This is a genomic window from Streptomyces subrutilus, from assembly GCF_001746425.1.
In the GTDB taxonomy this organism is placed as follows: domain Bacteria; phylum Actinomycetota; class Actinomycetes; order Streptomycetales; family Streptomycetaceae; genus Streptomyces; species Streptomyces subrutilus_A.
This window is the reverse complement of record NZ_MEHK01000001.1, coordinates 1,483,995-1,506,836: the sequence shown is the minus strand read 5'-3', so window position 1 is coordinate 1,506,836 and position 22,842 is coordinate 1,483,995. Positions and strand designations below refer to the sequence as shown.

Sequence of the window (22,842 nt, the reverse complement as noted above, 5' to 3'; positions counted from 1 at the left end):
CCGAACCCCTCGGGCGTGGTGAGATCCGGTGGCCCCTGAGCTTGTCCGAAGCCCCCTCGAACGTTTCACCGGGCCGCCACGAACCGCACCGCAACACCCGGCCGGGCCTGCGCCGCCGCGTCCAGGGCGCGGCCCGGCGGGATCACGCCCACCACCGGGTAGCCGCCCGTCACCGGGTGGTCGGCCAGGAACACCACCGGCAGGCCGTCCGGCGGCACCTGCACCGCGCCCAGGACCATGCCCTCGCTCGGCAGTTCGCCCTCCCGGGCCCGGACCAGCGGTGTCCCCGCCTCCGTGCGCAGGCCGATCCGGTTGGACATCGGCGACACCCGGAACACCGAGCGCCACAGCCCGGCGAGCGAGGCCTCGGTGAACCAGTCCGCCCGCGGCCCCGGCCGGAGCGGGAGCAGCAGCTCCGACGGCGGCCCGGGCAGGGGGCAGCCGTCCGCCGCCAGGGCCGGATCCGGGCCCGGCGGGCCCACCGGCAGCAGCGTCCCGGCCGACAGGACCGGCGGCCCCAGGCCCGACAGCAGGTCCGTCGAGCGGCTGCCCAGCACCGGCGGGACGTCCAGGCCTCCCCGCACCGCGACATAGCCGCGCAGCCCCGACTCCGCCCGGCCCACCTCCAGCTCCGCGCCGGCCGGCAGCCTGACCGCGGCTCCCCAGGCCGCCGGGCGGCCGGCCACCCGTACCGCACAGGGCGCGCCGGTGACGGCCACGGTGACCGGAGCCAGGGCCCGGAGCGTGACCCCGTCGAGGGTCGTCTCCAGCGCCGCCGCGTCCGGGGCGTTGCCGAGCAGCCGGTTGGCCAGCGCGTACGCCGCCGTGTCCAGCGCCCCCGACCGCGGGACCCCCAGGTGCGCGAAGCCCGGGCGCCCCCGGTCCTGGACCGTGGTCAGCGCACCCGGCCGTACCACCAGCAGCCCGGTCACCGGCCCGCCTCCGTGAACCGCACCCGCACCCCGGGCGCGAACAGGGCTGCCGGGTCCCGGTCCGGGTCCCACAGCACCGCGTCCGTGGATCCGATCAGCTGCCAGCCGCCGGGGGAGGAGCGCGGGTACACCCCCGCGTACTCCCCGGCGAGGGCCAGCGAGCCGGCCGGGACGGCGGTGCGGGGCGTGGCCCGCCGGGGCGGATGGAAGCGTTCGGGGAGCCCGGTCAGATAGCCGAAGCCGGGCGCGAACCCGCAGAAGGCCACCCGGAACTCGGTGTCGCCGACGATGCCCGCGACCGCCTCGGGGGCGACCCCCCACAGCCCGGCCACCTCGGCCAGGTCGGGCCCGTCGTAGCGCACCGGGACGGTGATCAGGGGGCCCTGCGACGGGGCGAGCGGGGGCACCTCCCAGCGGGCGATCCGGGCGCCCAGTCCGGCCGGGTCCCGTACGCCGTCCAGCAGCACGGTCCGCGCGGCCGGCACGAGATCCCGTACGGGGCCCAGCTCGCCCGCGTCCCGGCGGCGCAGCAGTTCGGCGTGGAGCGCGGCCACCTCGGCGGCCGAGCCCACCTCGATCAGCAGGGCCTGGCCGCCGGCCACCAGGGTCCTCACGCGAAGGCCTCCACCCGCACCCCGGCCGCGCCCAGCGCGGCGCGGACCCGGCGCGCGAGGTCCGCGGCGCCCGGGGTGTCCCCGTGCAGGCACAGCGACCGGGCGGCGACCGGGACCGGGGAGCCGTCGGCCGCCGTGACCGTCCCCTCGGCCGCCATCCGCACGGCCCGCGCCACCACGGCGTCCGGGTCGTGCACCACCGCCCCCGGTTCGGTGCGCGGCACCAGCGTCCCGGCGGGCGTGTAGGCGCGGTCGGCGAACGCCTCCGGCACGGGGGGCAGTCCGGCCGCCGCGGCCGCATCCAGCAGCAGGGAGCCGGGGAGGCCGAGCACGGGCAGGGCGCCCCCGGCCGTCACGACCCCCGCGACCACCGCGGCGGCCTGGTCCCCGTCGTGCACGGTGCGGTTATACAGCGCGCCGTGCGGTTTCACGTACGACACCCGGGAACCGGCCGCCCGTGCGAACACCTCCAGCGCCCCGATCTGGTAGGCCACCTCGTCCGCCAGCTCACCGGCCGGCACGTCCATGGAGCGCCTGCCGAAGCCCGCCAGGTCGCGGTAGGAGACCTGCGCACCGATCCGTACGCCCCGCGCGGCAGCCAGCTCGCAGACCCGGCGCATGATGGACGGGTCCCCGGCGTGGAAACCGCAGGCGACGTTGGCGCTGGTGACGACGGAGATCAGGGCCTCGTCGTCGGTGAGCGTCCAGCGTCCGAAGCCCTCGCCGAGGTCGGCGTTGAGGTCGATCGCCGGCTCGGAGGGTGTGATCATGGAAGCCATGCGGTGAGCGTAGAACAGGCCCGCCGCCGTACTCCGCGTAGGCGGGCGCGATCCGCCGGCCGGCGGTGGGCGATCCGCGGACGATCCGGCCGAACCATGCCGTTTGGGATGTTGTCAGGGGCAGCGCCTAGTCTTTGTCCGTGACTCTCCCTGCCCCGGCGAAGACCCTTCCGTCCCCGGCGCCGGGCCCGGCCGCCGACGAGGGCCTGGCCCGGCGGCTGCGCGCGCTCGCCTGCACCGCCCCGCTGCACGACCTCGACGTGCGCAAGGCCAACCTGGCGGGCGAGTACGGGGTCTACGCGATGGCGGAGGTCGCGCTGGCCGCGATCGACCTGGTCACCCTGAACATGGACTTCGACACGGGCGCCGACCACGAGCAGATAGTGGCCAGGCTGCTCCCGCGCGTCGCCGCCCAGGCGCCGGCCCGGCCCGCGGCCGAGCACGAGCGGGTGGCCCGCTGGGTGCTGGAGAACCTGATCAACGTCGGCAGTGTCGACCGCGGCTTCCGCGCGATCTACGGCACCTTCGGGCCGGACGGGGTCTACGTCCGGCGTGACTACGACTTCAAGCTGATCGAAGAGGTGCCCGGGTACGGTGGCGCGGTCTACCTGCGCACGACCGACGAGGCCGTCAACGTGCTGGTCGGCGCCCTCGACACCGACGTGACCAGCGCGCAGATCGCGGCCGAGGTCAAGCTGGAGGTGCTGATCAGCCGGGGCCGGCTGGCGGACGCCCAGCTCGCCGCCGAACAGGCCCGCTACCGGACGGTGCAGTACGCGGAGACCCTGCGGCGCACCCTGGACGCGACGCGGCGCAACGTGCGGGCGGTGGACTGGCTCCAGTCCGTCCCCGACATGATCGAGGAGGCCCTCGACCACGTCGCCGACCGCTACCGCCACGAGAACGCGATCCTGACCAACATCCGCCGGGCGCGCGACGAGGCGGAGGAGCCCGAGAGCAGGCGGCGGGCCGCCGAGCTCGTCGACATCGTCAAGGACTGCATCCGCCGGCACACCCAGCTCCAGTCGCGGCTGCTGGACGCGGGGCCGCTCTTCCGCGCCGAGCAGGACCGCCAGGCCTTCGCGGCTCCCGCGCCGCGCTCCGGCATCGACCTGTACGGGCAGCTGGTGGCCCCGCTGCTGCCGCTCCCGCTGGAAGGGGCGCGGCGGGTCACGGACGCGTTCTTCGCCTCCGGCGCGGGGCTGCGCACCCCGGTGTCGGTACGGGTGGGGGACCTGGTCGACATACTGCTCACCCCGCCCGTGGAGCGGGAGCACCTCGGTGCGGAGATGCCCGAGCCGGACCTCATCGCCACCCCGGACGACAGCCGCTTCAGCGAGGAGCAGCTCGCCGCGGCGATGGTCCTCCTGAACCTGCCGCACGACGCGCCGCGCCGGCTGTCGGGGCTGCTGGCCGAGGCCCGCCGCAGCGACCCCGACCTGCCGTACCTGGTCGCCCTGCTGGCCGTCCACGCGGCGAGCCCGCCCGTCGGCACGGCCTACCGCCAGGGCGAGGAGCGGCTGCTCTTCGCGGTGGACGACGGCACCCAGCTCGACGACCCCGAGTTCGGCGGCGCGGACCTGATCGTCGGCACCGCCCTCCTCGACGCCGCGGGCATGGCGGCGGACCGCACGGAGGCGGCATGACGACCCCCTCGACGCCGGCGCCCGCCCCACCCGACCCCCTGCGGTCCGCTCCGGCGCCGCTCCGGCGCCCGCCTGCGGGGGCCGTGCCGGGCCTGGCGGCGCTCGGCGCCCTGCGGTCCGCTCTGGCGCCGCTCCGGCGCACGCTCGGGGCGGCCGTGCCGGGCCTGGTTGCGGTCAGGGCTCCCGCTGGGCTCGGAGCCCGGCGGGCCGCGACCGCGAGCGCGGCGGCTCGTTCCGTAGCGTCCGCCGGGGCCGAGCCCCAGCCGGGGCACGCCGCCGGCCGTATCACCCGTACCGCCCTCACCATCCGCACCGCCGAGGAGATCCACCCGTGAGCGACCACCACGCCGAGCGCCCCGCCTGGAGCGAGCGGCAGCCCGCGTGGAGCGAGCCCGACGCGGCGTCGGCTCCCGTCGCGCCCGCCCCCGGAGGGACCGTCACCCCGGCCGACGCCGCCGACGCGGCCCGGCTCGTCGCGTTCGGGCTGCAGCCCAAGCTGCTCCCCGCCCGCGACGCCGAGTACGCCGAGCTGCTCCGCCGCTACCGCGAGGACCCGGCCTTCGGCCGCCTCGCCGACGCCGTCGCCACCGGCCTCGGCCTCGTCGTCCTCGAGGTGTCCCCGCGCGCCGGCATGGCCGTGGCCGCCGGCGAGGACTCCGTCTTCGCCGTCCGCATGGGCGACTACGCCCGCCGCACGGCCGCCGACTCCGCCGACCGCTTCCTGCACGGCCTCGCCCACCTCGCCGTCGCGGCCCTCGCCTTCCCCCGCCCCGAGGACCTCGCCGACGACGGCTACATCGGCCGCGTCACCGTCAACGGCGTCGACGCGTTCGTCCGGCAGACCTGCCGCCGCCTGGAGGAGCGCGCCGAGGAGCTCGGCGAGAACACCGACCCCGCCTCCGACGCCCCCGGCCTGGAGGCCGCCTGGCGCGTCTACGCCCGCCGCAGCGCGACCGGCGCCACCAAGGACGCCCGCCGCCTCGCCGGCTCCACCACCGGCATCGTCGGCAAGGCCGCCGCCTTCCTCACCGAGTCCGGCTTCCTCCAGCGCACCGGGGACGACGCCGGAGGCACCTACCGCACCACCCCCCGCTACCAGCTGCAGGTCCGCGACATGGCGGGCAGCGCGGCCATGGCCGAACTCCTCGAACTGGGCGTGGTCCCCGTCAGCGACGGCTCCGCCACCCTGCTGCCCCCGCCCGAGGGCGACGACCTGGAACTCGCGGCCGACGCCGGCCTGCCGTTCCACGCCTGAACCGGCCGCCCTCCGTACCGAGACACACACCGAGAACACCGAGAAGCAACGAGAGTCCGCCGCCATGTACGAGCTGTCCCGGATCCGCCTCTACTCCATCGGGCCCGCCGGCGCGCGCTACGCCGACACCGTGCTCGACCTGCGCGGAGTCGGCGAGCCGGTGCCCCACCCGGCGCCCGCCCAGGCGGAGTTCTTCGAGGACGAGCCCACCGGCCCGCCGCGCCGCCCGGCGCCCGCCGGCGTGCTCTTCCTGGAGAACGGCGGCGGCAAGTCCGTCCTGCTCAAGCTGATCTTCTCGGTGATGCTCCCCGGCCACCGCAACACCCTCGGCGGCGCCAGCTCCGGCGTGCTGCGCAAGTTCCTGCTCGCCGACGACTGCGGCCACGTCGCCCTGGAGTGGCAGCACACCCAGACCGGCGAGTGCGTGGTCGTCGGCAAGGTCAGCGAATGGCGCGGACGCCAGGTGTCCAACGACCCGCGGAAGTTCGCCGAGGCCTGGTACTCCTTCCGCCCCGGCCCGGGCCTCAGCCTCGACAGCCTGCCCGTCGCCGAGGCCACCGCCGTGCGCCCGCCCGTCGAAGGCGCCTCCGGCGCCCAGGGCCGCCGACGCACGATGAAGGGCTTCCGCGACGCCCTCATCGAGGCCGGCAAGGCCTACCCGCACCTGGAGGTCTCCTTCGAGGAGATCCACGACCGGTGGAACGAGCACCTCACCGACCTCGGCCTCGACCCCGAACTCTTCCGCTACCAGCGCGAGATGAACGCCGACGAGGGCGAGGCCGCCGGCCTCTTCGCGGTGAAGAAGGACTCCGACTTCACCGACCTGCTGCTGCGCGCCGTCACCGACACCCGTGACACCGACGGCCTCGCCGACCTCGTCCACGGCTTCGGCAACAAGCTCGGCCGCCGCGCCGAACTGATGGCCGAACGGGACTTCACCGCGGGCTCGGTGGACCTCCTGGGACGCATCGTCGAAGCCGCCGCGACCCGCTCCCGGCTGCGCGACGTCCACGCGGGCGCCGAACGCCGCACCCGCACCCTCGCCCGGCGGCTGTCCGCCCGCGCCACCGAGGAGCGCGGCCGCGCCGCCGATCTCGCCCAGCGGGTCACCGGCGCCGCCCACGCGGTCACCGCCGCCGAATCGGCCCGCGCCCGCAGTGCCGCCGTCTCCGCCGAACTCGCCTACCGCCACGCCTCGCTGGCCCTGACCGTCGCCGACAAGGCCGCCAACGCCCAGCGCCGCGAACTCCTCGAAGCCCGCACCCTGCACTCCGCGTGGCAGGCCGCCGAGACCGTGCTGCGCCACCGCGCCGCCGCCGACCGCTCCGCCCGGGTCGCCGCCGCGATCCTGGAGGCCGAGCGCGACGCGGCCCCGGCGCTGGCCGCCCGGGCCACCGCCGCCGCCGATCTGGTACGCGCCCTGCACACCGCCGCCGAGCACGGCGAGCGGGTCGCAAACGAGGAGGAGGAGCGCTCCGCGGCCCTCCAGGCCACCGGCGAGGCCGCGCACCGCGACGCCACCGCCGCCGCCACGGCCGCCCAGCGGGCCCGCAGCGAGGCCGAACACCTCCGCTCGCGCCTGGGCGAGGTCCAGCAGGAGACCGCCGAGGCCGTCCGAGCCGGCTGGCTCGACGACTCCGCGCCCGACGCCGACCCGGCCCGGGCCGCCCTGGCCGCCGCCGACGCCGAGAAGACGGCCGTCGCCGCCTGGGACGAGTCCCGCGAGGCCGCGCGCGCCGCCGCCGAAGCCGCCCGCGAGGGCGCCGCCGCGGAATCCCGCGCCGAACTCACCGCCGCCCGCGCCGCGGACGCCGCCGACGCGGCCGAGGCCGCCCACGACGCGGAACACCGCGCCGCCGCCTCCCTCGCCGAATCCCCGCGCCTGGCCGCCCTGCTGGGCCTCCCGTCCGCCGGTGCCGCCGCCCTCCCGCACGCCCGCGGCGCGGCCCCCGGCGGCGCCGGTACGGACGGCAGCGGATCCGGCGCCGGAGCAGCCCCGGCCGATACCGCCGGAGGGCTCACCGCCGAGGACCTCGACCGGAACGCGGAGGACCTCCACCAACTGCTGACCGACGCGGTCGCCGCCGCGGAACGGCAGTTGTTCGAGCTGCGCACCGCCGCCGCCGACGACGCCCGCATCCTCGGCGCGCTCGGCGACGGCGGCCTGCTGCCCCCCGGACCCGACGTGCTCGCCACCGTCGAATACCTCGGCGAACACGGCATCCCGGCCCTGCCCGGCTGGCGCTACCTCGCCCAGTCCGTCGACCCCGCCGACCACGCCGCCGTCCTCGCGGCCCGCCCCGAACTCGTCGACGGCGTCGTCATCACCGACCCCGACACCCACAGCCGCGCCCGCGAGGTCCTCTCCGCGGCCGCCCTGCTGCCCCGCTCCACCGTGGCCGTCGGCACCGCCGCCGCCCTGCTGGCCCCCGTACCGCCGGCCGGGGACTCCGACGCGGTGTTCCTCGTCCCGCCGAACCCGGCCATGCACGACGAGCACGCCGCCGACGAGGAGCGGCAGGCGCTGCGCAGCCGCGCCACCGCCCGCGACACCGACATCCGCGACCTGGCCGCCCGCCTCGCCGGGGACCGCGAGCTCGCCGCCCGCCTCGCCTCCTGGCGCACCGGCTGCCCGCCCGGCCGCCTCGCCGAGCTCGCGCGGCAGGCCGCGGCCGCCCGCGCCTTCGCCGAGGAGGCCGACGCCGAGCTCGCGGAGGCCCGTACCGTACGCGCCGAGGCCGACGAGGCCGCCGCCGACGCGGCCCGGGTGCGCGACGAGCGCCAGGACACCGCCCAGCGGGCCCGCCGCGTCGCCGACGCCCTGGCCGGCCTCGCCTTCCGCCTGCGCGAACGCGCCGGATGGCAGGCGCGGCTGCGTGAACTCGCCGACGAAGCCGCCGAGTCGGAGGCCCGCGCCGAGGTCTGCCTTGACCGGGCCCGCGCCGCCGACGAGGACCGGCGCGCCGCCCAGCGTGCCGCAGACGACGCCCGCCGCACCGCCCGCGCCCTGCGCGCCGAGCGCGCCGACATCGCCGGAGCCCCCGAGCCGCTCCCCGAGGACGACGGCGCGTCCAAGGCGCCGCTGCCCGACCTCCGCGAGGCCTACCGCGCCGCTTCCCAGCTGTACGAGAAGGTCGGCGTCGGCGCCGACCTGCGCGCCGAACAGGCCCGCGCCGAAAGCGACGAGAGCGCCGCCCTCGCCGAACTGGACCGCCTCACCAACAAGGTCCGCACCCGCGCCGCCCAGCTCCTCGAAAGCCCCGACGGCGCCGACGGCCCCTCGCGGCAGGCCGCCGCCGCCCGCGCCGAGTCCCTCGTCCAGATGCTGGAGACCCGGGCCTCCACCGCGAGCGAGCAGCTCGGCCGGCTGCGCGGCGAGGCCGAACGCCACGCCCCCGCCGAGGGCGACGCCCACACCGAACTGCCGGAGGAGCTGGTCCCCGGGGACGTCGAGCACGCTCAGGCCCTGCTGCGGACGGCCACCGCCCAGCTCGCCGCCCACAGCGCGGCCGTGGAGAGCGCCCGGGCCGCCCACGCGGACCTGCTGCGCGCCCACCGCACCGCCGAGGACGGCGCCGGCGGCTTCGACGAGACCGCCGCCCTGCTGCGCGACCTCCTGCGCGACCACGCCCACACCGAGGACGAGCAGGAGCCCGCGCCCCACGCGGGCACCCTGGAGGAGGCCCGCCAGTCGGCCACCGAGGCCCGCCGCGCGCTGCGCGGCTGCGCGGCCGACCTGTCGGCCGCCGAGGCGGCGGTGCGCGAGGCGAGCGACGTCCTGGTGCGGCACGCCAACGCCACCCGCTACGAGCAGGTACGGACCCCCGCGCGCCAGCAGATCCGGGAACTGCCCGCCTCCGCCCTGCCCGAGCACGCGGCGGCCTGGGGCGCGGCCTTCGCCCCGCGCCTGCGGGTCCTCACCGACGAGCTGGCGCAGCTGGAGCGCAACCGCGACAGCATCGTCGACCGGCTGCGCGGCCTCGTGGAGTCGGCGCTGGCCACGCTCCGCTCGGCGCAGCGCCTGTCCCAGCTGCCCGAGGGACTGGGGGAGTGGTCGGGGCAGGAGTTCCTGCGGATCCGCTTCGAGGAACCGGACCAGGCCACGCTCACCGAGCGGCTGGGCGAGGTCATCGACGAGGCCACCCGCGCGGCGGTGAAGAAGAACAGCACCGCCTCCTTCGGGGAGGGCCGCCGCGACGGCATGTCCCTGCTGCTGCGGGGCGTCCAGGCGGCGCTGGAGCCCAAGGGCATCTCCGTGGAGATCCTGAAGCCGGACGCGGTGCTGCGCGCCGAACGCGTTCCCGTCGGGCAGATGGGCGACGTGTTCTCCGGCGGGCAGCTGCTGACCGCCGCGATCGCCCTGTACTGCACGATGGCGGCGCTGCGCAGCAACGACCGCGGCCGCGACAAGCACCGGCACGCGGGCACGCTGTTCCTCGACAACCCGATCGGCCGCGCGAACGCCACGTACCTGCTGGAGCTCCAGCGGGCCGTGTCCGACGCGCTCGGCGTCCAGCTGCTGTACACCACGGGCCTGTTCGACACCACGGCCCTCGCCGAGTTCCCGCTGGTCATCCGGCTGCGCAATGACGCCGACCTGCGGGCGGGCCTGAAGTACATCAGCGTCGAGGAGCACCTGCGCCCGGGTCTGCCGCAGCAGTCCCCGGAGCAGGAGGCCATCCACGGCGAGATCACGGCGACCCGGATGTTCCGCCGGAGCTGAGGTCTGCCCCGCAGCCGGTGCGGCGGCCTCCTCAGCGGCGGCCGAAGGCCGCGAGGGGGCCGTCCTCGCGGGCTATTCGGGCCGGGCCCGCCTTCCGCTCGGCCCGGGCGGCCTCGGCGGCCCGGCGCTCCTCGCGGCGGCTGCGCGCCGTGCTGCTCGGCTCCGACACGACCCCGTACCGCTGGTTCCACATCTGCCGGGTGATCCACACGTCGAGCACGCCCCACGTGGCCACGACGGTCCCCGCGATGGCGCCCAGCGCCATCGGGAAGGCGAGCCAGGATCCGGTGAGCGTGAGGAAGAAGCTGACCGTCGCCTGTATGAGGGTCACGGACACGATCAGCACCGCCCGCACCGCGGACGCGCGCACCGGATCGGGCATCCGGCGCCGCCGGGCCGGCTCCTCCACCCACAGCCCGCGCCGGCTCCCGCCCCGGCCCGTGACGTTCCCGCCCTCGCCGTCCTCGTACCTGCTCATGGTCCGCTCACTCCCCACCGCGCGGTCCGCAACGCCTACTCCACACGTCTACCCCGACGTGCCCCCGTGAACAGAAGACGTACGGCGCCGCCCGGAGATTCCCGCATCGCGGAACGGTCCCCATGTCCCCGTGATCGCGGAGCGAATACTTCCAGCCATCCATCGTGTAGCGCGAACTGACGCCCCACCAAGTGTCATCTGCCACATATCGGACCGCTCTTGACCGGAATTATCGGACAACTCGTGATCTTCGTCCAGAGGCCCGGCCGGAAACGTTTGGACACGCCTTCGAACCCGCTGCGTGGCAGTAGTAGGCTCACGCCGGTTTAAACGACGGAAGACCGACGGAACACCGACCCCCCGACATCGGGGACGAGCTGGGGGAGGCTGGGGAGGCCATGCGCTTTCGCGGGAAGTCCATCCGCCGGAAGATCGTCGCGCTGCTCCTTGTGCCGCTCGTCTCCCTGACCGCACTGTGGTCCTTCGCCACGGTCATCACGGGTCGTCAGGCGGTCCAACTCCTCGACGTCGCCTACGTCATCGACAAGGTCGGCTATCCGATCGAGGACGTCGTCCGCGTCATCCAGAAGGAGCGCCGCCAGACCCTCGTCGTCGTCGGCGACCCCCGCGCCTCGGCGGCCACCACCGAACTCGCCAAGCGCCGCGCCGCCACCGACGAAGCCGTCGAGCAGATCAGCGCGAACGCCCGCGACCCCGAGGTCATCGACGAGCTCAGCCCCGAGAACGCCCAGCGCCTGCGCTCCATCCTCGCCGCCCTCCACGGCATCAGCGCCCTGCGCCGCTCGGTCGACCAGAACACCCTCGACCCCAGCCAGGCACTGGACCTCTACAGCCGGCTCATCGACCCCTGCTACGAGTTCCTCATGAACCTCCACGCGCTGGAGAACGTGGAGATGGACAAGCAGGGCCGCGCCCTCGTCGGCATCACCCGCGCCCGCGAGACCCTCTCCCGCGAGGACGCCGTCATCGCCTCCGCCCTCGCCGCCCGCAACGTCAGCGCCGCCGACATCCGGCACGTCTCCGACTTCGCCGCGAACCGCGGGCTGCTGTACGAGTTCAACCTGGCGATCCTCCCCGACGCCGACCGCCGGCGCTTCGAGCAGTACTGGGGCGGCCCCGACAGCAAGTTGCTGCGCGACGCGGAGGAACGGTTCCTCGGCGGCGGCCCGGGCAAGAACCCGCGCGTCACCGCCGCCCAGTGGGACGAGGCCGCCGGCAAGGTCCTCGAAGAGCTCGCCGTCATGGGCACCGACGCCGGAGACCGCTACCAAAAGCGCGTCGAGCCCGTCGCCATGGACGTGCTGATCCAGGCCGCCGTCGCCGGCGTCCTCGGCTTCATCGCCCTCGTCGTCTCCCTGATCCTCTCCGTGCGCATCGGCCGCGACCTGATCCGCGACCTGTCCCGGCTCCGCAAGGAGGCCCACGAGGTCTCAGGCGTCCGCCTGCCGAGCGTCATGCGCCGCCTCGCCGCAGGCGAGCACATCGACGTGGAGACCGAGGCGCCCCGCCTGGAGTACGAGAAGGACGAGGTCGGCCAGGTCGGCCTCGCCCTCAACACCCTCCAGCGCGCCGCCGTCGAGGCCGCCGTGAAGCAGGCCGAGCTCCGCCGCGGCGTCTCCGAGGTCTTCGTCAACCTGGCCCGCCGCAACCAGGTCCTCCTGCACCGCCAGCTGACCCTCCTCGACACCATGGAGCGCCGGACCGAGGACACCGAGGAACTCGCCGACCTCTTCCGCCTCGACCACATGACCACCCGCATGCGCCGCCACGCCGAGGGCCTGGTGATCCTCTCCGGCGCCGCCCCCTCCCGCCAGTGGCGCAAGCCCGTCCAGCTGATGGACGTCGTACGGGCCGCCGTAGCCGAGGTGGAGGACTACGAGCGCATCGAGGTGCGCCGACTGCCGCGCCTGGGCATCGCGGGCCCCGCCGTCGCCGACATCACCCACCTCGTCGCCGAACTCCTGGAGAACGCCACCGTGTTCTCGCCGCCGCACACCGCGGTCCAGGTGCACGGCGAGCGCGTCGCCAACGGCTTCACCCTGGAGATCCACGACCGCGGCCTCGGCATGAACCCGGAGGCGCTGCTCGACGCGAACCTCCGCCTCGCCGAGACCCCCGAGTTCGAACTCTCCGACACCGACCGCCTCGGCCTGTTCGTCGTCAGCCGCCTCGCGCAGCGCCACGGCGTCAAGGTCGTCCTGCAGCCCAGCCCGTACGGCGGCACCACCGCGGTGGTCTTCATCCCGGCGGCCCTGCTGACCGAGGCCCCCGAGACCAGCGGCACGGGCATCCGGCTGGACGACGGACCCGCGGCCAGGACCGCCGGGCGGACCGGCTCGATCCCCTCCGCGCGAGCCGCGGCCGCCGTCGAACGCGCGGTCCCCGCCGGGACCGCCCGCTCGCTGCCCGTCGCCGAACTGCGCGGCCCGGTCGAGCTGGAGGCCCCGATCGACGTCCTCGGCCTGGACCCGGTGGAGGGCATCGACGAGGAGCCGGCCGCCGCCGCCCCCCGACCCGTCATGGCCACCCTGGACGACGAGACCCCGCCGGGCGGCACGCCCCGCAGCGCCCTGCTGGGCCTGCGCCCGGCCGACAAGCCGCACATCGAACGCCACCGCGACCGGCCCACCGGCCCGGTCCGGCTCGACGCCCAGCGGGTCGAGGCCCCCCGGCCCGACGGCCCCCGCTCCCAGGGAGCCGTACCGCTGCCGCGCCGCCGGCCCGCCCCGACCCTGATCGCCGAGCACGGCCGCCGAGTCCAGCCCCGCCCGGTGTCCGTGGTTCCGCAGCCCGGCCCCGCACGCACACCCCCGCCCGCCCCGGCGCCCGCGTCCTCGCCGGCCCCCGCCCCCGCTTCCGGTGACGCGCCGGCCGGCGCCGGGCTGCCCCGCCGGGTCCGCCAGGCCAGCCTGGCACCGCAGCTCAAGAACGCGGCGGCCGCGGCCCCCGACGACGCCGCCACCGCCCCCCTCGGGGACCGTGACGCGGAGGACGTACGCACGCGCATGTCCGCACTCCAGCGCGGCTGGACGGCGGGCCGCAACCAGCACGCCCAGCAGCAGTCCGAGACCGGGGCAGGCACCCCCGCCGCCACCGCTCCCGCGCACGAGAACGAAGGGGACGGTCGATGACCGCACCGCAGACCGGCAACGACACCAGGGGCCGCGGCTCCGGCCCGCTCAACTGGCTCCTGGACGAGCTCGTCGACAAGGTCGGCTCCATCCGCAAGGCGGTGGTCCTCTCGGGCGACGGCCTGCCCACCGGCAGCTCCAAGGACCTCACCCGCGAGGACAGCGAGCACCTGGCGGCGGTCGCCTCCGGCTTCCACAGCCTGGCCAAGGGCGTCGGCCGGCACTTCGACTCCGGCCGGGTCCGACAGACCGTCGTGGAGCTGGACGAGGCCTTCCTCTTCGTCATGGCCGCCGGCGACGGCAGCTGCCTCGCCGTGCTCGCCGACTCCGAGTCCGACGTCGGCCAGGTCGCGTACGAGATGACCCTGATGGTCAAGCGGGTGGGCGACCACCTGGCCACCGCCCCGCGCACCGGGCTGCCAGCCGGAGGGTGAGTCGTACGGCATGAGCGATCCAGGCCAGGACCACCCCGCCCGCACCCCGGCCGGGGAGCCCGACCAGACCCCCGACCACGCGCACTGGTTCGACGACGACGCGGGTCCGGTCGTGCGCCCGTACGCGATGACCCGCGGCCGGACCAGCCACGCGGGCCAGCACCGGCTGGACCTGATCGCGCTCGTGGTCGCCGAACCGGCCGCCGACGACCCGGTCTGGGACATGACCCTGTCGCCGGAGCACGCGCACATCCTCGGGATGTGCCGGGACCGGCCGCAGTCGGTCGCCGAACTCGCGGCGGACCTGGACCTCGCGGTCGGGGTCGTGCGCGTCCTGATCGGCGACCTGGCCGACGACCAACTGGTCCACGTGACCCGGCCGGTACCGCCGGCCGAACTGCCCGATGAATCCATTCTGCGTGAGGTGATCGATGGCCTTCGGGCGCTCTAGCCGCACCGGTGTCATGCATGCCGTGTCACCGGTCGAGCCGCTGACCCTGAAGATCCTGGTCGCGGGCGGTTTCGGGGTGGGCAAGACCACCCTGGTCAGTGCGGTGAGCGAGATCAAACCCCTGCGGACCGAGGAACTGCTCTCGGAACCGGGCGCCGGCATCGACGACACCGGGGGAGTGGAGGGGAAGAGCACCACCACCGTGGCCATGGACTTCGGGCGCATCACGCTGCGCGAGGACCTGGTCCTCTACCTGTTCGGCACGCCCGGCCAGGACCGCTTCTGGTTCCTGTGGGACGAGCTCGCCCAGGGCTCTCTCGGCGCGGTGGTCCTCGCGGACACCCGCCGCCTCGCCGACTGCTTTGCCGCCGTCGACTACTTCGAACGCCGCGAGATCCCGTTCGTCGTCGCGGTCAACTGCTTCGACGGCGCGGACCGGCACCCCGTGGTGACCGTACGGGACGCACTCGACCTCGATCCCGAGGTGCCGGTGCTGCTGTGCGACGCGCGGGACCGGGAGTCCGTCAAGGACGTGCTCGTCGGTGTCGTGGAACACGCGATGTCGCTGGCCAGGGCGCGGCGCCGGAGCCTGGCGGCGGGGACCTGACAGGGAGGCGGCCCGTACCCCCGCCGACTGGGGTACGGGCCGCAGCTCTCATGGGGGGATCCGGAGTCCCGGGGCGCCGCACGGGACCGTGGAGCGAGTGTGAACCCGCCGCCGGGGGCCGTCAAGCGTTCCGGCAACACCTGCCTGCCGCGGGCCGCTCAGCGCACCGCGACCACGGCCGATCCGTGGCCGAACAGCCCCTGGTTCGCGGTGATCCCGGCCCGCGCCCCCGGCACCTGACGCTCCCCGGCCGTGCCGCGCAGCTGCCAGGTCAGCTCGCACACCTGGGCGATGGCCTGCGCCGGCACCGCCTCCCCGAACGAGGCGAGCCCGCCACTGGCGTTGACGGGGATCCGCCCGCCGAGAGCCGTCGCCCCCTCCCGTACGAGCTTCGCTCCCTCACCCTCCCCGCAGAGCCCGATGTCCTCGTACCACTCCAACTCCAGGGCGGTGGAAAGGTCGTAGACCTCGGCGAGCGAGAGGTCGTCCGGGCCGAGCCCCGCCTCCTCGTACGCGGCGCGCGCGATCGAGGCGCGGAAGGACCCGGCCGCAGGCCGCACCGCCACCGCCGAATCGGTGGCGATGTCCGGCAGGTCCAGCACCGTCCGCGGATAGGTGGGGGTCACCGTCGAGACCGCCCGGATCCGCACCGGGTCGCCGATCCCGCGCGAGCGGGCGAAGTCCATGCTGGTCAGCACCAGCGCCGCGCCCCCGTCGGAGGTGGCGCAGATGTCGAGCAGCCGGAGCGGATCGGCGACCACCGCCGAGGCGGCCACCTCCTCGGCGGAGACCGCCTTGCGGTAGCGGGCGTTCGGGTTGAGCGTCCCGGCCGCCGCGTTCTTCACCTTGACGAGGGCGAAGTCCTCCCGGGTGTCCCCGTACACGGCCATCCTGCGGCGGGCGTACAGGGCGAAGTACGCCGGGTTGGTGGCGCCCAGCACGCGGAAGCGCAGCCAGTCCGGGTCGTCGGGCCGGTCGCCTCCCGCCGGGGCGAAGAACCCCTTGGGCGCGGCGTCGGCGCCCACCACGAGCACCACGTCGGCCAGGCCGGCCAGGATCTGCGCCCGGGCCGTGCCGATCGCCTGGGCGCCGGACGCGCAGGCCGCGTACACACTGGTCACCCGGGCCCCCTGCCAGCCCAGCGCCCGGGCGAAGGTCGCGCCGGCCACGTAGCCCGGGTATCCCGAGCGCACGGTGTCGGCGCCGACGACCGAGCCCACGTCCGTCCAGTCCAGCCCGGCGTCCGCCAGCGCGGCCCGGGCGGCGGCCCGGCCGTACTCGACGAAGCTGCGGCCCCACTTGCCCCAGGGGTGCATCCCGGCCCCGAGGACGGCGACGTCGGCGCTCACGCGTCGCCTCCCACCGGCTTGAACCGCCAGGTGGTCCAGGCCGTTCGGGTGTCCGCGTCCTCGTTGAGCACGCCGCCCACCACCTCGACCTCCATCCCGACCGCCAGGTCGCCGACGCCCACGCCCGGCGCCGCCTGCCCGAGCACCACCATGCCCTCGGCCTCGAGCTCCACCGCGACCAGGGTGTACGGCTCCCACGGCTCGGCCGGGTCGGACACGTACGGCGCGGGCGGCCGGTAGCGCCCGTCGGTGTAGGACCAGACCCGCCCGCGCGGGGAGAGCGGCACCTCGGCGAGCTCCCCGCCGCCCGGGCAGTGCGGATTGCGGCAGTACGCGTCCTCGCGCGGGAAGAACACCGCGGTACAGGCCGAGCACCGGGTGCCGAGCAGCCGGAAGCCGCCGTCCGCCGCGGTTTCGGTGAACCACCCGCTCACGACGGGTGTACGTGTGAGTGCCAAGACCCCTCCCATGCAGCAATCTGACGCATCGTCAGGAGTGTGTCACGGGAGGGCGGGCCGGGTCACCGGTTCTCGGCGAGCCACTTCGCGGCGATCTCGCCCAGCTCCGCGTCCCGCCCAGCCAGCATCATCCGGATCATCTGCGCGTCCCCGCGCAGGGACCACGCGGGACGGCCGAAGGTCGCCGGGTTGTTCCCCTCGATGAAGAAGTGCGCGGGCCACGCGGTCCCGTACCCGATCAGCGGCAGCGCGACGAGATACCGCCTCCGGCCGCGCGCCACCCCGTAGGCGGTGACGGCCAGGCCGGTGAGCGTCCCGGCGAGATGGACCCAGCGGGTGGCGGCGCGGGAGTGCATGGCGACGTAGTACGGCCAGAACTCCTCGTACGAACGGAAAGTCATGCCGCGCACGGTACTCACGCCCGCACACGGCCGACAGCCTCACGGGGAGGCCGACCATCCCCGGCTCCCCCCAACACCCTCCGCCCCAAACCCCGTTGCCACTACCATCACCGCATGTCGGCACAGCTGAGGGACTCCCACTGCTCCACCTGCGGAGCGTCGTACCCCACCCGGACCTGGCCCCGCGCCTGTGCCGCCTGCGGGTCCGTGGCCTACCGCAACCCGCTCCCGGTGGCCGTCGCCCTGCTCCCGGTCGAGGACGCGGACGGCACCGGCCTCGTGGTCATCACCCGCACCGTCGAACCGGCCCTCGGCGGCATCGCCCTGCCCGGCGGCTTCATCGACTTCGGCGAGGACTGGCGCGAGGCCGTGGTCCGCGAGCTCCGCGAGGAGACCGGCATCACCGCCGCCGCCTCGGAGGTCGCCCTGGCCGACGCCCTGAGCTCCCCGGCGGGCCACCTCCTGCTCTTCGGCCTCCTCCCGCCCCGCCCGGCCGCCACCCTCCCCACCTCGGCCCCGACGAACGAAACCACCGGCTGGCACATCCTCCACACCCCCGCGGACCTGGCCTTCCCCCTCCACACCCAGGCCGCGAACACCTGGTTCAAGGGCGGCTACACCCCGCACTGACGCCCGATTCCGGCCCCACCAACTCCGGCCCCGCCGCCGTTCGAGGCGCTGAACCCCGTTCTTGAAGCCGCACCTCTGGGCTCAGCCCCCTGTCCCCGCTGACGGCCCGTTCCGGCACGCCAAAACCAGCCCCGCCGGCGTTTGAGGCGCTGGGTCCGGGGCGGAGCCCCGATTCTGAAGCCGCCCCCCTAAACCCCCCGCACCACCACGTCCGCCACCACCTCCCCCGCCTCGTCCGCCACCACCACCCCCTCCCCGGCCCACCGCGAGGTGTACCGCTCGACCGCGCCCGCCTCGAACCCCGCCCCCGGGTCCCGGATCACCACCCCGCCGCCCGTACGCCCCCGCGCCGGCGCCCAGACCTCCAGCTCCACACCCCCGCCGGAGGCACCCCGCACCGGAATCACCGCCCCCGCCCGCGCCAGCACCGGGATCCGCCCCCGCGGAGCGTCCAGCAGGGCCTGCCCCGGGCCCTCGTACGCCGCCCCCGTCGCCGTGTCGTACCACCGCCCCCGCGGCAACCGCACCGCCCGCCGGTCCGCCCCGCACTCCAGCACCGGCGCCACCAGCAGCGCGTCGCCCAGCAGGAACGCGTCCTCGCAGTCCCGCAGCCGCCGCTCCTCCGGCGTGCCCCACCACACCGGCCGTACGTACGGCGCCCCGGTGCGCCGCGCCAGGTGCGCCAGCGTCACGAAGTACGGCCGCAGCCGCTCCCGCTCCGCCATCACCGCCCGTGCGTGCTCCTCCACCTCGGCTCCGAACTCCCAAGGCTCCCGCCGCCCCGCCCAGATCGCCGAGTGCGTCCGGAACAACGGCAGGTAGGCCCCCAGTTGCAGCCACCGCAGGTACAGCTCGGGGGAGGGCGACCCGCCGAAGCCGCCGACATCCGGCCCCGAGTAGGGCACCCCGCACAGCCCCAGCCCGAGCACCAGCGCCAACGAGGCCCGCAGCCCCTCCCAGCTGCTCTCCACGTCCCCCGACCACGTGCCCCCGTACCTCTGCATCCCCGCCCACCCCGACCGGGAGAACAGGAACGGCCGCTCGGCGGGCCGCAGCCGGACCAGCCCCTCCCAGCCGGCCCGCGCCATGCCCAGCGCGTACACGTTGTGCCCCGCCCGGTGGTCCCCGCCCGCGCCGTCCATCGAGTGCCGCGCCGAGCGGGGCAGCGTCATGTCGCCGAACGGGGTGAAGGACACCGGCTCGTTCATGTCGTGCCAGAAACCGGCGAAGCCCTGCGCCAGCCGCTCCTCGTACAGCCCGCCCCACCACTCCCGCACCGCCGGATCCGTGAAGTCCGGGTACGCGCACTCGCCCGGCCACACCTCGCCGCGCACCTCCGCGCCCGCCGCGTCCCGTACGAACGCCCCCCGCGCCCCCACCGCCTGCCCGGCGGCGTGCAACGGGTCGCCCGCCTTCACCGCCGGATCGACGATCGACACCAGCCGCACGCCCGTCTCGCCCAGTTCCCGCGCCAGCCCCGGCAGATCCGGAAACCGCCCGCGGTCCACGGTGAACACCCGGTGCCCGTCGTAGTGGTCGATGTCCAGGTGCACGGCCGACAGCGCGAACCCGCGCTCCGCGTAGCCGCCGGCCACCCGGCGCACCTCCTCCGCGCTCCCGAAGCCCCACTTCGCGTGCTGGTAGCCCAGCGCCCACTCCGGCGGCACCGCCGCCGCGCCCGTCAGCCCCGACCAGCCCTGGAGCACCCGCGACGGCGGCCCCACCAGCACCCAGCACCGCAGCGGCCCGCCCTCCATGCGCAGCTCGCTCACCCCCGGGCGGTCCATCCCCGAGCCCGCGCCCTCCTCGCCCTCCCGCAACACCACCCGCCCGTCCCAGGAGTTGTCGTGGAAGACCAGGTGGGTCCCCGCGTCCGCCACCACCAGCTGCACCGGCATGGTCAGGTACAGCGGATCGTCACCCGGTGCGAACCCGCCCTTCGGGTCCGTGTTCCACAGCCGGTACACCCCGTCCCGCAGCCGCGGCCCCGCCGCCCGCCCGCCGAGTCCGAAGAACCGCGCGTCCGCCGCCACCTCGCTCCGCAGGACCCACCGGCCCCCACCACCCGCCCCGGCCCCACCACCCGCCCCGGCCCCTTCCGCGTCCCCCCCCGCCCCGGCCCCCGCGGCGTCCCCGTCCCGCGAGCCGGCCGACACCGGCTCCCACCACCGGGGCGGCAGCTCCCGCCGCAGCACCGTCCCGCCGGGCGTGCGCACCTCCACCGCCCCGTGCCGGGACACCGCCACCGTGACCCGCTCCGACACCACCCGCCAGCCGCCCCCGGTGTCCGGCTCCAGCACCGCCCGCGGATCCGGCTCCGGCCCCGTGCCCACCACCGCGTACGAAGGCGTCGGCCCGGCCCCGTCCCACCCCCCGAACACCCCCCCGCCCGCGGGGACCCGCACGAGCAGCTCGGAACGGGCGAACCGCAGCACGCCCCCGCCCGGCCGCGGCTCCGTACCGGCCAGCAGCCCCGGTACCCGCGCCCGCTCCGTGCCCCGGCGCGGCAGCCCCACCGCGTCCGCCCGGCGGTGGCGCCACCCCGAGATCCAGGCGCGCCGTCCGCGCTCCGTACCGATGTCCTTCACCGCACGCACCAGATCACGACCGTCCATGGAGAGCACCTTGCCACCGGCCTCCGAGCAAGGGTGCCGCGTTCAACTGCCGTTCACCCGCGGGTGACCGCGCCCACACGGCCCGGGCCCGTCCCGGCTCCCGCCCGCGGCCGCCCCGCGCGACCGCCCGTGACCGGTGGCCGCCCACATGCCGCCGCCCCGGTGAGCGGTGATGGCGACTCTGGTGCGGATGTCGATCACATGGCATGGTCCCTGTGAGCCGCCGCGCACCCACCCCCCGCGCGATGGCACCGTACGCACACGAAGCGCGAGCCGCAGACTTGACCGGGAGCCGACCCATGACCTCAGCCACGCAGCCGGAACCCCTCTGGGCCCCCGGCCCCGACCGGATCGCCGCGGCCCGGATCACCGCCTTCCAGGCCTGGGCGGCCGAGCGCTTCGGAGCCCCGGCCGACGGCGGCTACCCCGCCCTGCACAGCTGGTCCGTCGACGAGCTCGACACCTTCTGGCAGGCCGTCGCCGAATGGTTCGAGGTCCGCTTCAGCACCCCGTACACGTCCGTCCTCGCCGACCGCTCCATGCCCGGCGCGAGCTGGTTCACCGGAGCCACCCTCAACTACGCCGAGCACGCCCTGCGCGCCGCGGAGGACCCGGCCCGAGCCGACGACCCCGCCCTGCTGTACGTCGACGAGACCCACGAGCCCACCCCCGTCACCTGGGCCGGGCTCCGCCGCCAGGTCGGCTCCCTCGCCGCCGAGCTGCGCGCCCTCGGCGTCCGCCCCGGCGACCGGGTCAGCGGCTACCTCCCCAACATCCCCGAGGCCGTCGTCGCCCTCCTCGCCACCGCCGCCGTCGGCGGTGTCTGGACCTCCTGCGCCCCCGACTTCGGCGCCCGCAGCGTCCTCGACCGCTTCCAGCAGGTCGAACCGGTCGTCCTGTTCACCGTGGACGGCTACCGCTACGGCGGCAAGGAGCACGACCGCCGCGACACCGTCGCCGAGCTCCGGGCCGAGCTCCCCTCCCTGCGCGCCGTCGTCCACATCCCGCTGCTCGGCACGCCGACCCCCGAGGGCGCCCTCGCGTGGTCGGACCTGACCTCCGCCGACACCGAGCCCGTCTTCGAGGCGGTCCCCTTCGACCACCCCCTCTGGGTCCTGTACTCCTCCGGTACGACAGGCCTGCCCAAGGCCATCGTCCAGTCCCAGGGCGGCATCCTCCTCGAGCACCTCAAGCAGCTCGGCCTGCACTGCGACCTCGGCCCCGAGGACCGGTTCTTCTGGTACACCTCCACCGGCTGGATGATGTGGAACTTCCTCGTCTCCGGCCTGCTCACCGGCACCACCGTCGTCCTCTACGACGGCAGCCCCGGCTACCCGGACACCGGCGCCCAGTGGCGGATCGCCGAGCGGACCGGTGCCACTCTCTACGGCACCTCCGCCGCGTACGTCATGGCCTGCCGCAAGGCCGAGGTCCACCCCTCGCGCGACTTCGACCTCTCCACCGTGAAGTGCGTCGCCACCACCGGCTCCCCGCTGCCGCCCGACGGCTTCCGCTGGCTCCACGACGAGGTGGCCGAGGACCTCTGGATCGCCTCCGTCAGCGGCGGCACCGACGTGTGCAGCTGCTTCGCGGGCGCCGTCCCCACCCTCCCCGTCCACATCGGCGAGCTCCAGGCCGCCTGTCTGGGCACCGACCTCCAGGCGTGGGACCCCTCGGGCAAGGCCGTCGTCGGCGAGGTCGGCGAGCTCGTCGTCACCAACCCCATGCCGTCCATGCCGGTCCGCTTCTGGAACGACCCCGACGGCAGCCGCTACCGCGAGAGCTACTTCGAGATGTTCCCCGGCGCCTGGCGCCACGGGGACTGGATCACGATCACCGGCCACGGCTCGGTCGTCATCCACGGCCGCTCCGACTCCACCCTGAACCGCCAGGGCGTCCGGATGGGCTCCGCGGACATCTACGAGGCCGTCGAGCGCCTCCCCGAGATCAAGGAATCCCTGGTCATCGGCCTGGAGGAGCCGAACGGCGGCTACTGGATGCCGCTCTTCGTGCACCTCGCCCCCGGCGCCACCCTCGACGAGGACCTGCGGGCCCGGATCAAGGCGACGATCCGCGAGGAGCTCTCCCCGCGCCACGTCCCCGACGAGATCATCGAGGTCCCGGGCATCCCGCACACCCTCACCGGCAAGCGCATCGAGGTCCCGGTCAAGCGCCTCCTCCAGGGCGCGCCCCTGGCCAAGGCCGTGAACCCGGGCTCCGTGGACAACCTCGACCTCCTCCACTTCTACGAGGAGCTGGCCCGCACCCGCGGCTGAGGCCACTGTCAGTGGCGACGATTACTCTGAGTGAGCAAGTGA

18 protein-coding genes are annotated in these 22,842 nt (G+C 75.4%); 10 read left to right on the top strand and 8 right to left on the bottom strand.

Features of this window, described 5'->3' with window-relative positions:
- Window positions 1-65: 65 nt before the first annotated feature.
- From BGK67_RS07745 to BGK67_RS07735, 3 genes are read right to left on the bottom strand one after another with little or no spacing between them, the layout of a single operon-like run.
- Complete coding sequence (locus tag BGK67_RS07745) at window positions 66-932, bottom strand: 5-oxoprolinase subunit C family protein (RefSeq protein ID WP_069919256.1); 867 nt, start codon at window positions 930-932, stop codon at window positions 66-68.
- Window positions 929-1,546: a 5-oxoprolinase subunit B family protein gene (locus BGK67_RS07740; protein ID WP_069919253.1), complete on the bottom strand. Its 618-nt coding sequence runs from the start codon at window positions 1,544-1,546 to the stop codon at window positions 929-931. Before BGK67_RS07740 ends, BGK67_RS07745 begins: the two co-directional genes overlap by 4 nt.
- Window positions 1,543-2,325 (bottom strand): LamB/YcsF family protein, encoded by a 783-nt coding sequence (locus BGK67_RS07735; RefSeq protein WP_079154076.1) that lies wholly within the window; start codon window positions 2,323-2,325, stop codon window positions 1,543-1,545. Before BGK67_RS07735 ends, BGK67_RS07740 begins: the two co-directional genes overlap by 4 nt.
- 140 nt (window positions 2,326-2,465) lie before the next feature.
- Between BGK67_RS07735 and BGK67_RS07730 the strand changes: the two genes are divergently transcribed.
- The 4 genes from BGK67_RS07730 to BGK67_RS07715 all read left to right on the top strand — a co-directional run bounded on the left by BGK67_RS07730 (window position 2,466) and on the right by BGK67_RS07715 (window position 9,949).
- Complete coding sequence (locus tag BGK67_RS07730) at window positions 2,466-3,971, top strand: hypothetical protein (protein WP_244291171.1); 1,506 nt, start codon at window positions 2,466-2,468, stop codon at window positions 3,969-3,971.
- Window positions 3,968-4,306: a hypothetical protein gene (locus tag BGK67_RS07725; protein WP_069919246.1), complete on the top strand. Its 339-nt coding sequence runs from the start codon at window positions 3,968-3,970 to the stop codon at window positions 4,304-4,306. Before BGK67_RS07730 ends, BGK67_RS07725 begins: the two co-directional genes overlap by 4 nt.
- Window positions 4,303-5,226: a hypothetical protein gene (locus BGK67_RS07720; RefSeq protein ID WP_069919244.1), complete on the top strand. Its 924-nt coding sequence runs from the start codon at window positions 4,303-4,305 to the stop codon at window positions 5,224-5,226. Before BGK67_RS07725 ends, BGK67_RS07720 begins: the two co-directional genes overlap by 4 nt.
- 64 nt (window positions 5,227-5,290) lie before the next feature.
- Window positions 5,291-9,949 (top strand): hypothetical protein, encoded by a 4,659-nt coding sequence (locus BGK67_RS07715; RefSeq protein WP_069919241.1) that lies wholly within the window; start codon window positions 5,291-5,293, stop codon window positions 9,947-9,949.
- Between the two features lie 31 nt (window positions 9,950-9,980).
- On the opposite strand, the gene BGK67_RS07710 is transcribed toward BGK67_RS07715, so the two are convergent.
- Window positions 9,981-10,427 carry a hypothetical protein gene (locus tag BGK67_RS07710; protein ID WP_069919238.1) on the bottom strand — a complete coding sequence of 149 codons (447 nt, stop codon included), beginning with the start codon at window positions 10,425-10,427 and terminating at the stop codon, window positions 9,981-9,983.
- A 398-nt stretch (window positions 10,428-10,825) separates the two neighbouring features.
- Here BGK67_RS07710 and BGK67_RS07705 point away from each other — a divergent pair, with 398 nt between their 5' ends.
- The 4 genes from BGK67_RS07705 to BGK67_RS07690 are packed head-to-tail and all read left to right on the top strand — an operon-like array spanning window position 10,826 to window position 15,071.
- A complete protein-coding gene (locus BGK67_RS07705; protein WP_069919228.1) occupies window positions 10,826-13,579 on the top strand; it encodes a nitrate- and nitrite sensing domain-containing protein in 2,754 nt (917 codons plus the stop codon).
- Entirely contained in the window at window positions 13,576-14,013 is a 438-nt protein-coding gene (locus BGK67_RS07700; RefSeq protein ID WP_069919225.1) for a roadblock/LC7 domain-containing protein, read from the top strand. Before BGK67_RS07705 ends, BGK67_RS07700 begins: the two co-directional genes overlap by 4 nt.
- A gap of 10 nt (window positions 14,014-14,023) precedes the next feature.
- Window positions 14,024-14,464: a DUF742 domain-containing protein gene (locus BGK67_RS07695; protein WP_079154075.1), complete on the top strand. Its 441-nt coding sequence runs from the start codon at window positions 14,024-14,026 to the stop codon at window positions 14,462-14,464.
- Complete coding sequence (locus tag BGK67_RS07690) at window positions 14,445-15,071, top strand: GTP-binding protein (protein ID WP_069919223.1); 627 nt, start codon at window positions 14,445-14,447, stop codon at window positions 15,069-15,071. Before BGK67_RS07695 ends, BGK67_RS07690 begins: the two co-directional genes overlap by 20 nt.
- A gap of 158 nt (window positions 15,072-15,229) precedes the next feature.
- Here BGK67_RS07690 and BGK67_RS07685 read toward each other — a convergent pair whose 3' ends face one another.
- The 3 genes from BGK67_RS07685 to BGK67_RS07675 are packed head-to-tail and all read right to left on the bottom strand — an operon-like array spanning window position 15,230 to window position 17,279.
- Window positions 15,230-16,420 carry a lipid-transfer protein gene (locus BGK67_RS07685; protein WP_069919220.1) on the bottom strand — a complete coding sequence of 397 codons (1,191 nt, stop codon included), beginning with the start codon at window positions 16,418-16,420 and terminating at the stop codon, window positions 15,230-15,232.
- The gene (locus tag BGK67_RS07680; RefSeq protein ID WP_069919218.1) at window positions 16,417-16,890 is read right to left on the bottom strand and encodes a Zn-ribbon domain-containing OB-fold protein; all 474 of its coding nucleotides are present in this window, start codon (window positions 16,888-16,890) and stop codon (window positions 16,417-16,419) included. Before BGK67_RS07680 ends, BGK67_RS07685 begins: the two co-directional genes overlap by 4 nt.
- A gap of 50 nt (window positions 16,891-16,940) precedes the next feature.
- A complete protein-coding gene (locus BGK67_RS07675) occupies window positions 16,941-17,279 on the bottom strand; it encodes an Mpo1-like protein (protein ID WP_069919215.1) in 339 nt (112 codons plus the stop codon).
- Between the two features lie 114 nt (window positions 17,280-17,393).
- Here BGK67_RS07675 and BGK67_RS07670 point away from each other — a divergent pair, with 114 nt between their 5' ends.
- Window positions 17,394-17,909, top strand: coding sequence for an NUDIX domain-containing protein (locus tag BGK67_RS07670; RefSeq protein WP_069919212.1), 516 nt, complete (start codon window positions 17,394-17,396; stop codon window positions 17,907-17,909).
- Window positions 17,910-18,097: 188 nt separating this feature from the next.
- On the opposite strand, the gene BGK67_RS07665 is transcribed toward BGK67_RS07670, so the two are convergent.
- Window positions 18,098-20,524 (bottom strand): glycoside hydrolase family 31 protein, encoded by a 2,427-nt coding sequence (locus tag BGK67_RS07665; RefSeq protein ID WP_069919210.1) that lies wholly within the window; start codon window positions 20,522-20,524, stop codon window positions 18,098-18,100.
- Between the two features lie 299 nt (window positions 20,525-20,823).
- Between BGK67_RS07665 and BGK67_RS07660 the strand changes: the two genes are divergently transcribed.
- Window positions 20,824-22,800 (top strand): acetoacetate--CoA ligase, encoded by a 1,977-nt coding sequence (locus BGK67_RS07660; RefSeq protein ID WP_069919208.1) that lies wholly within the window; start codon window positions 20,824-20,826, stop codon window positions 22,798-22,800.
- Window positions 22,801-22,842: the final 42 nt, after the last annotated feature.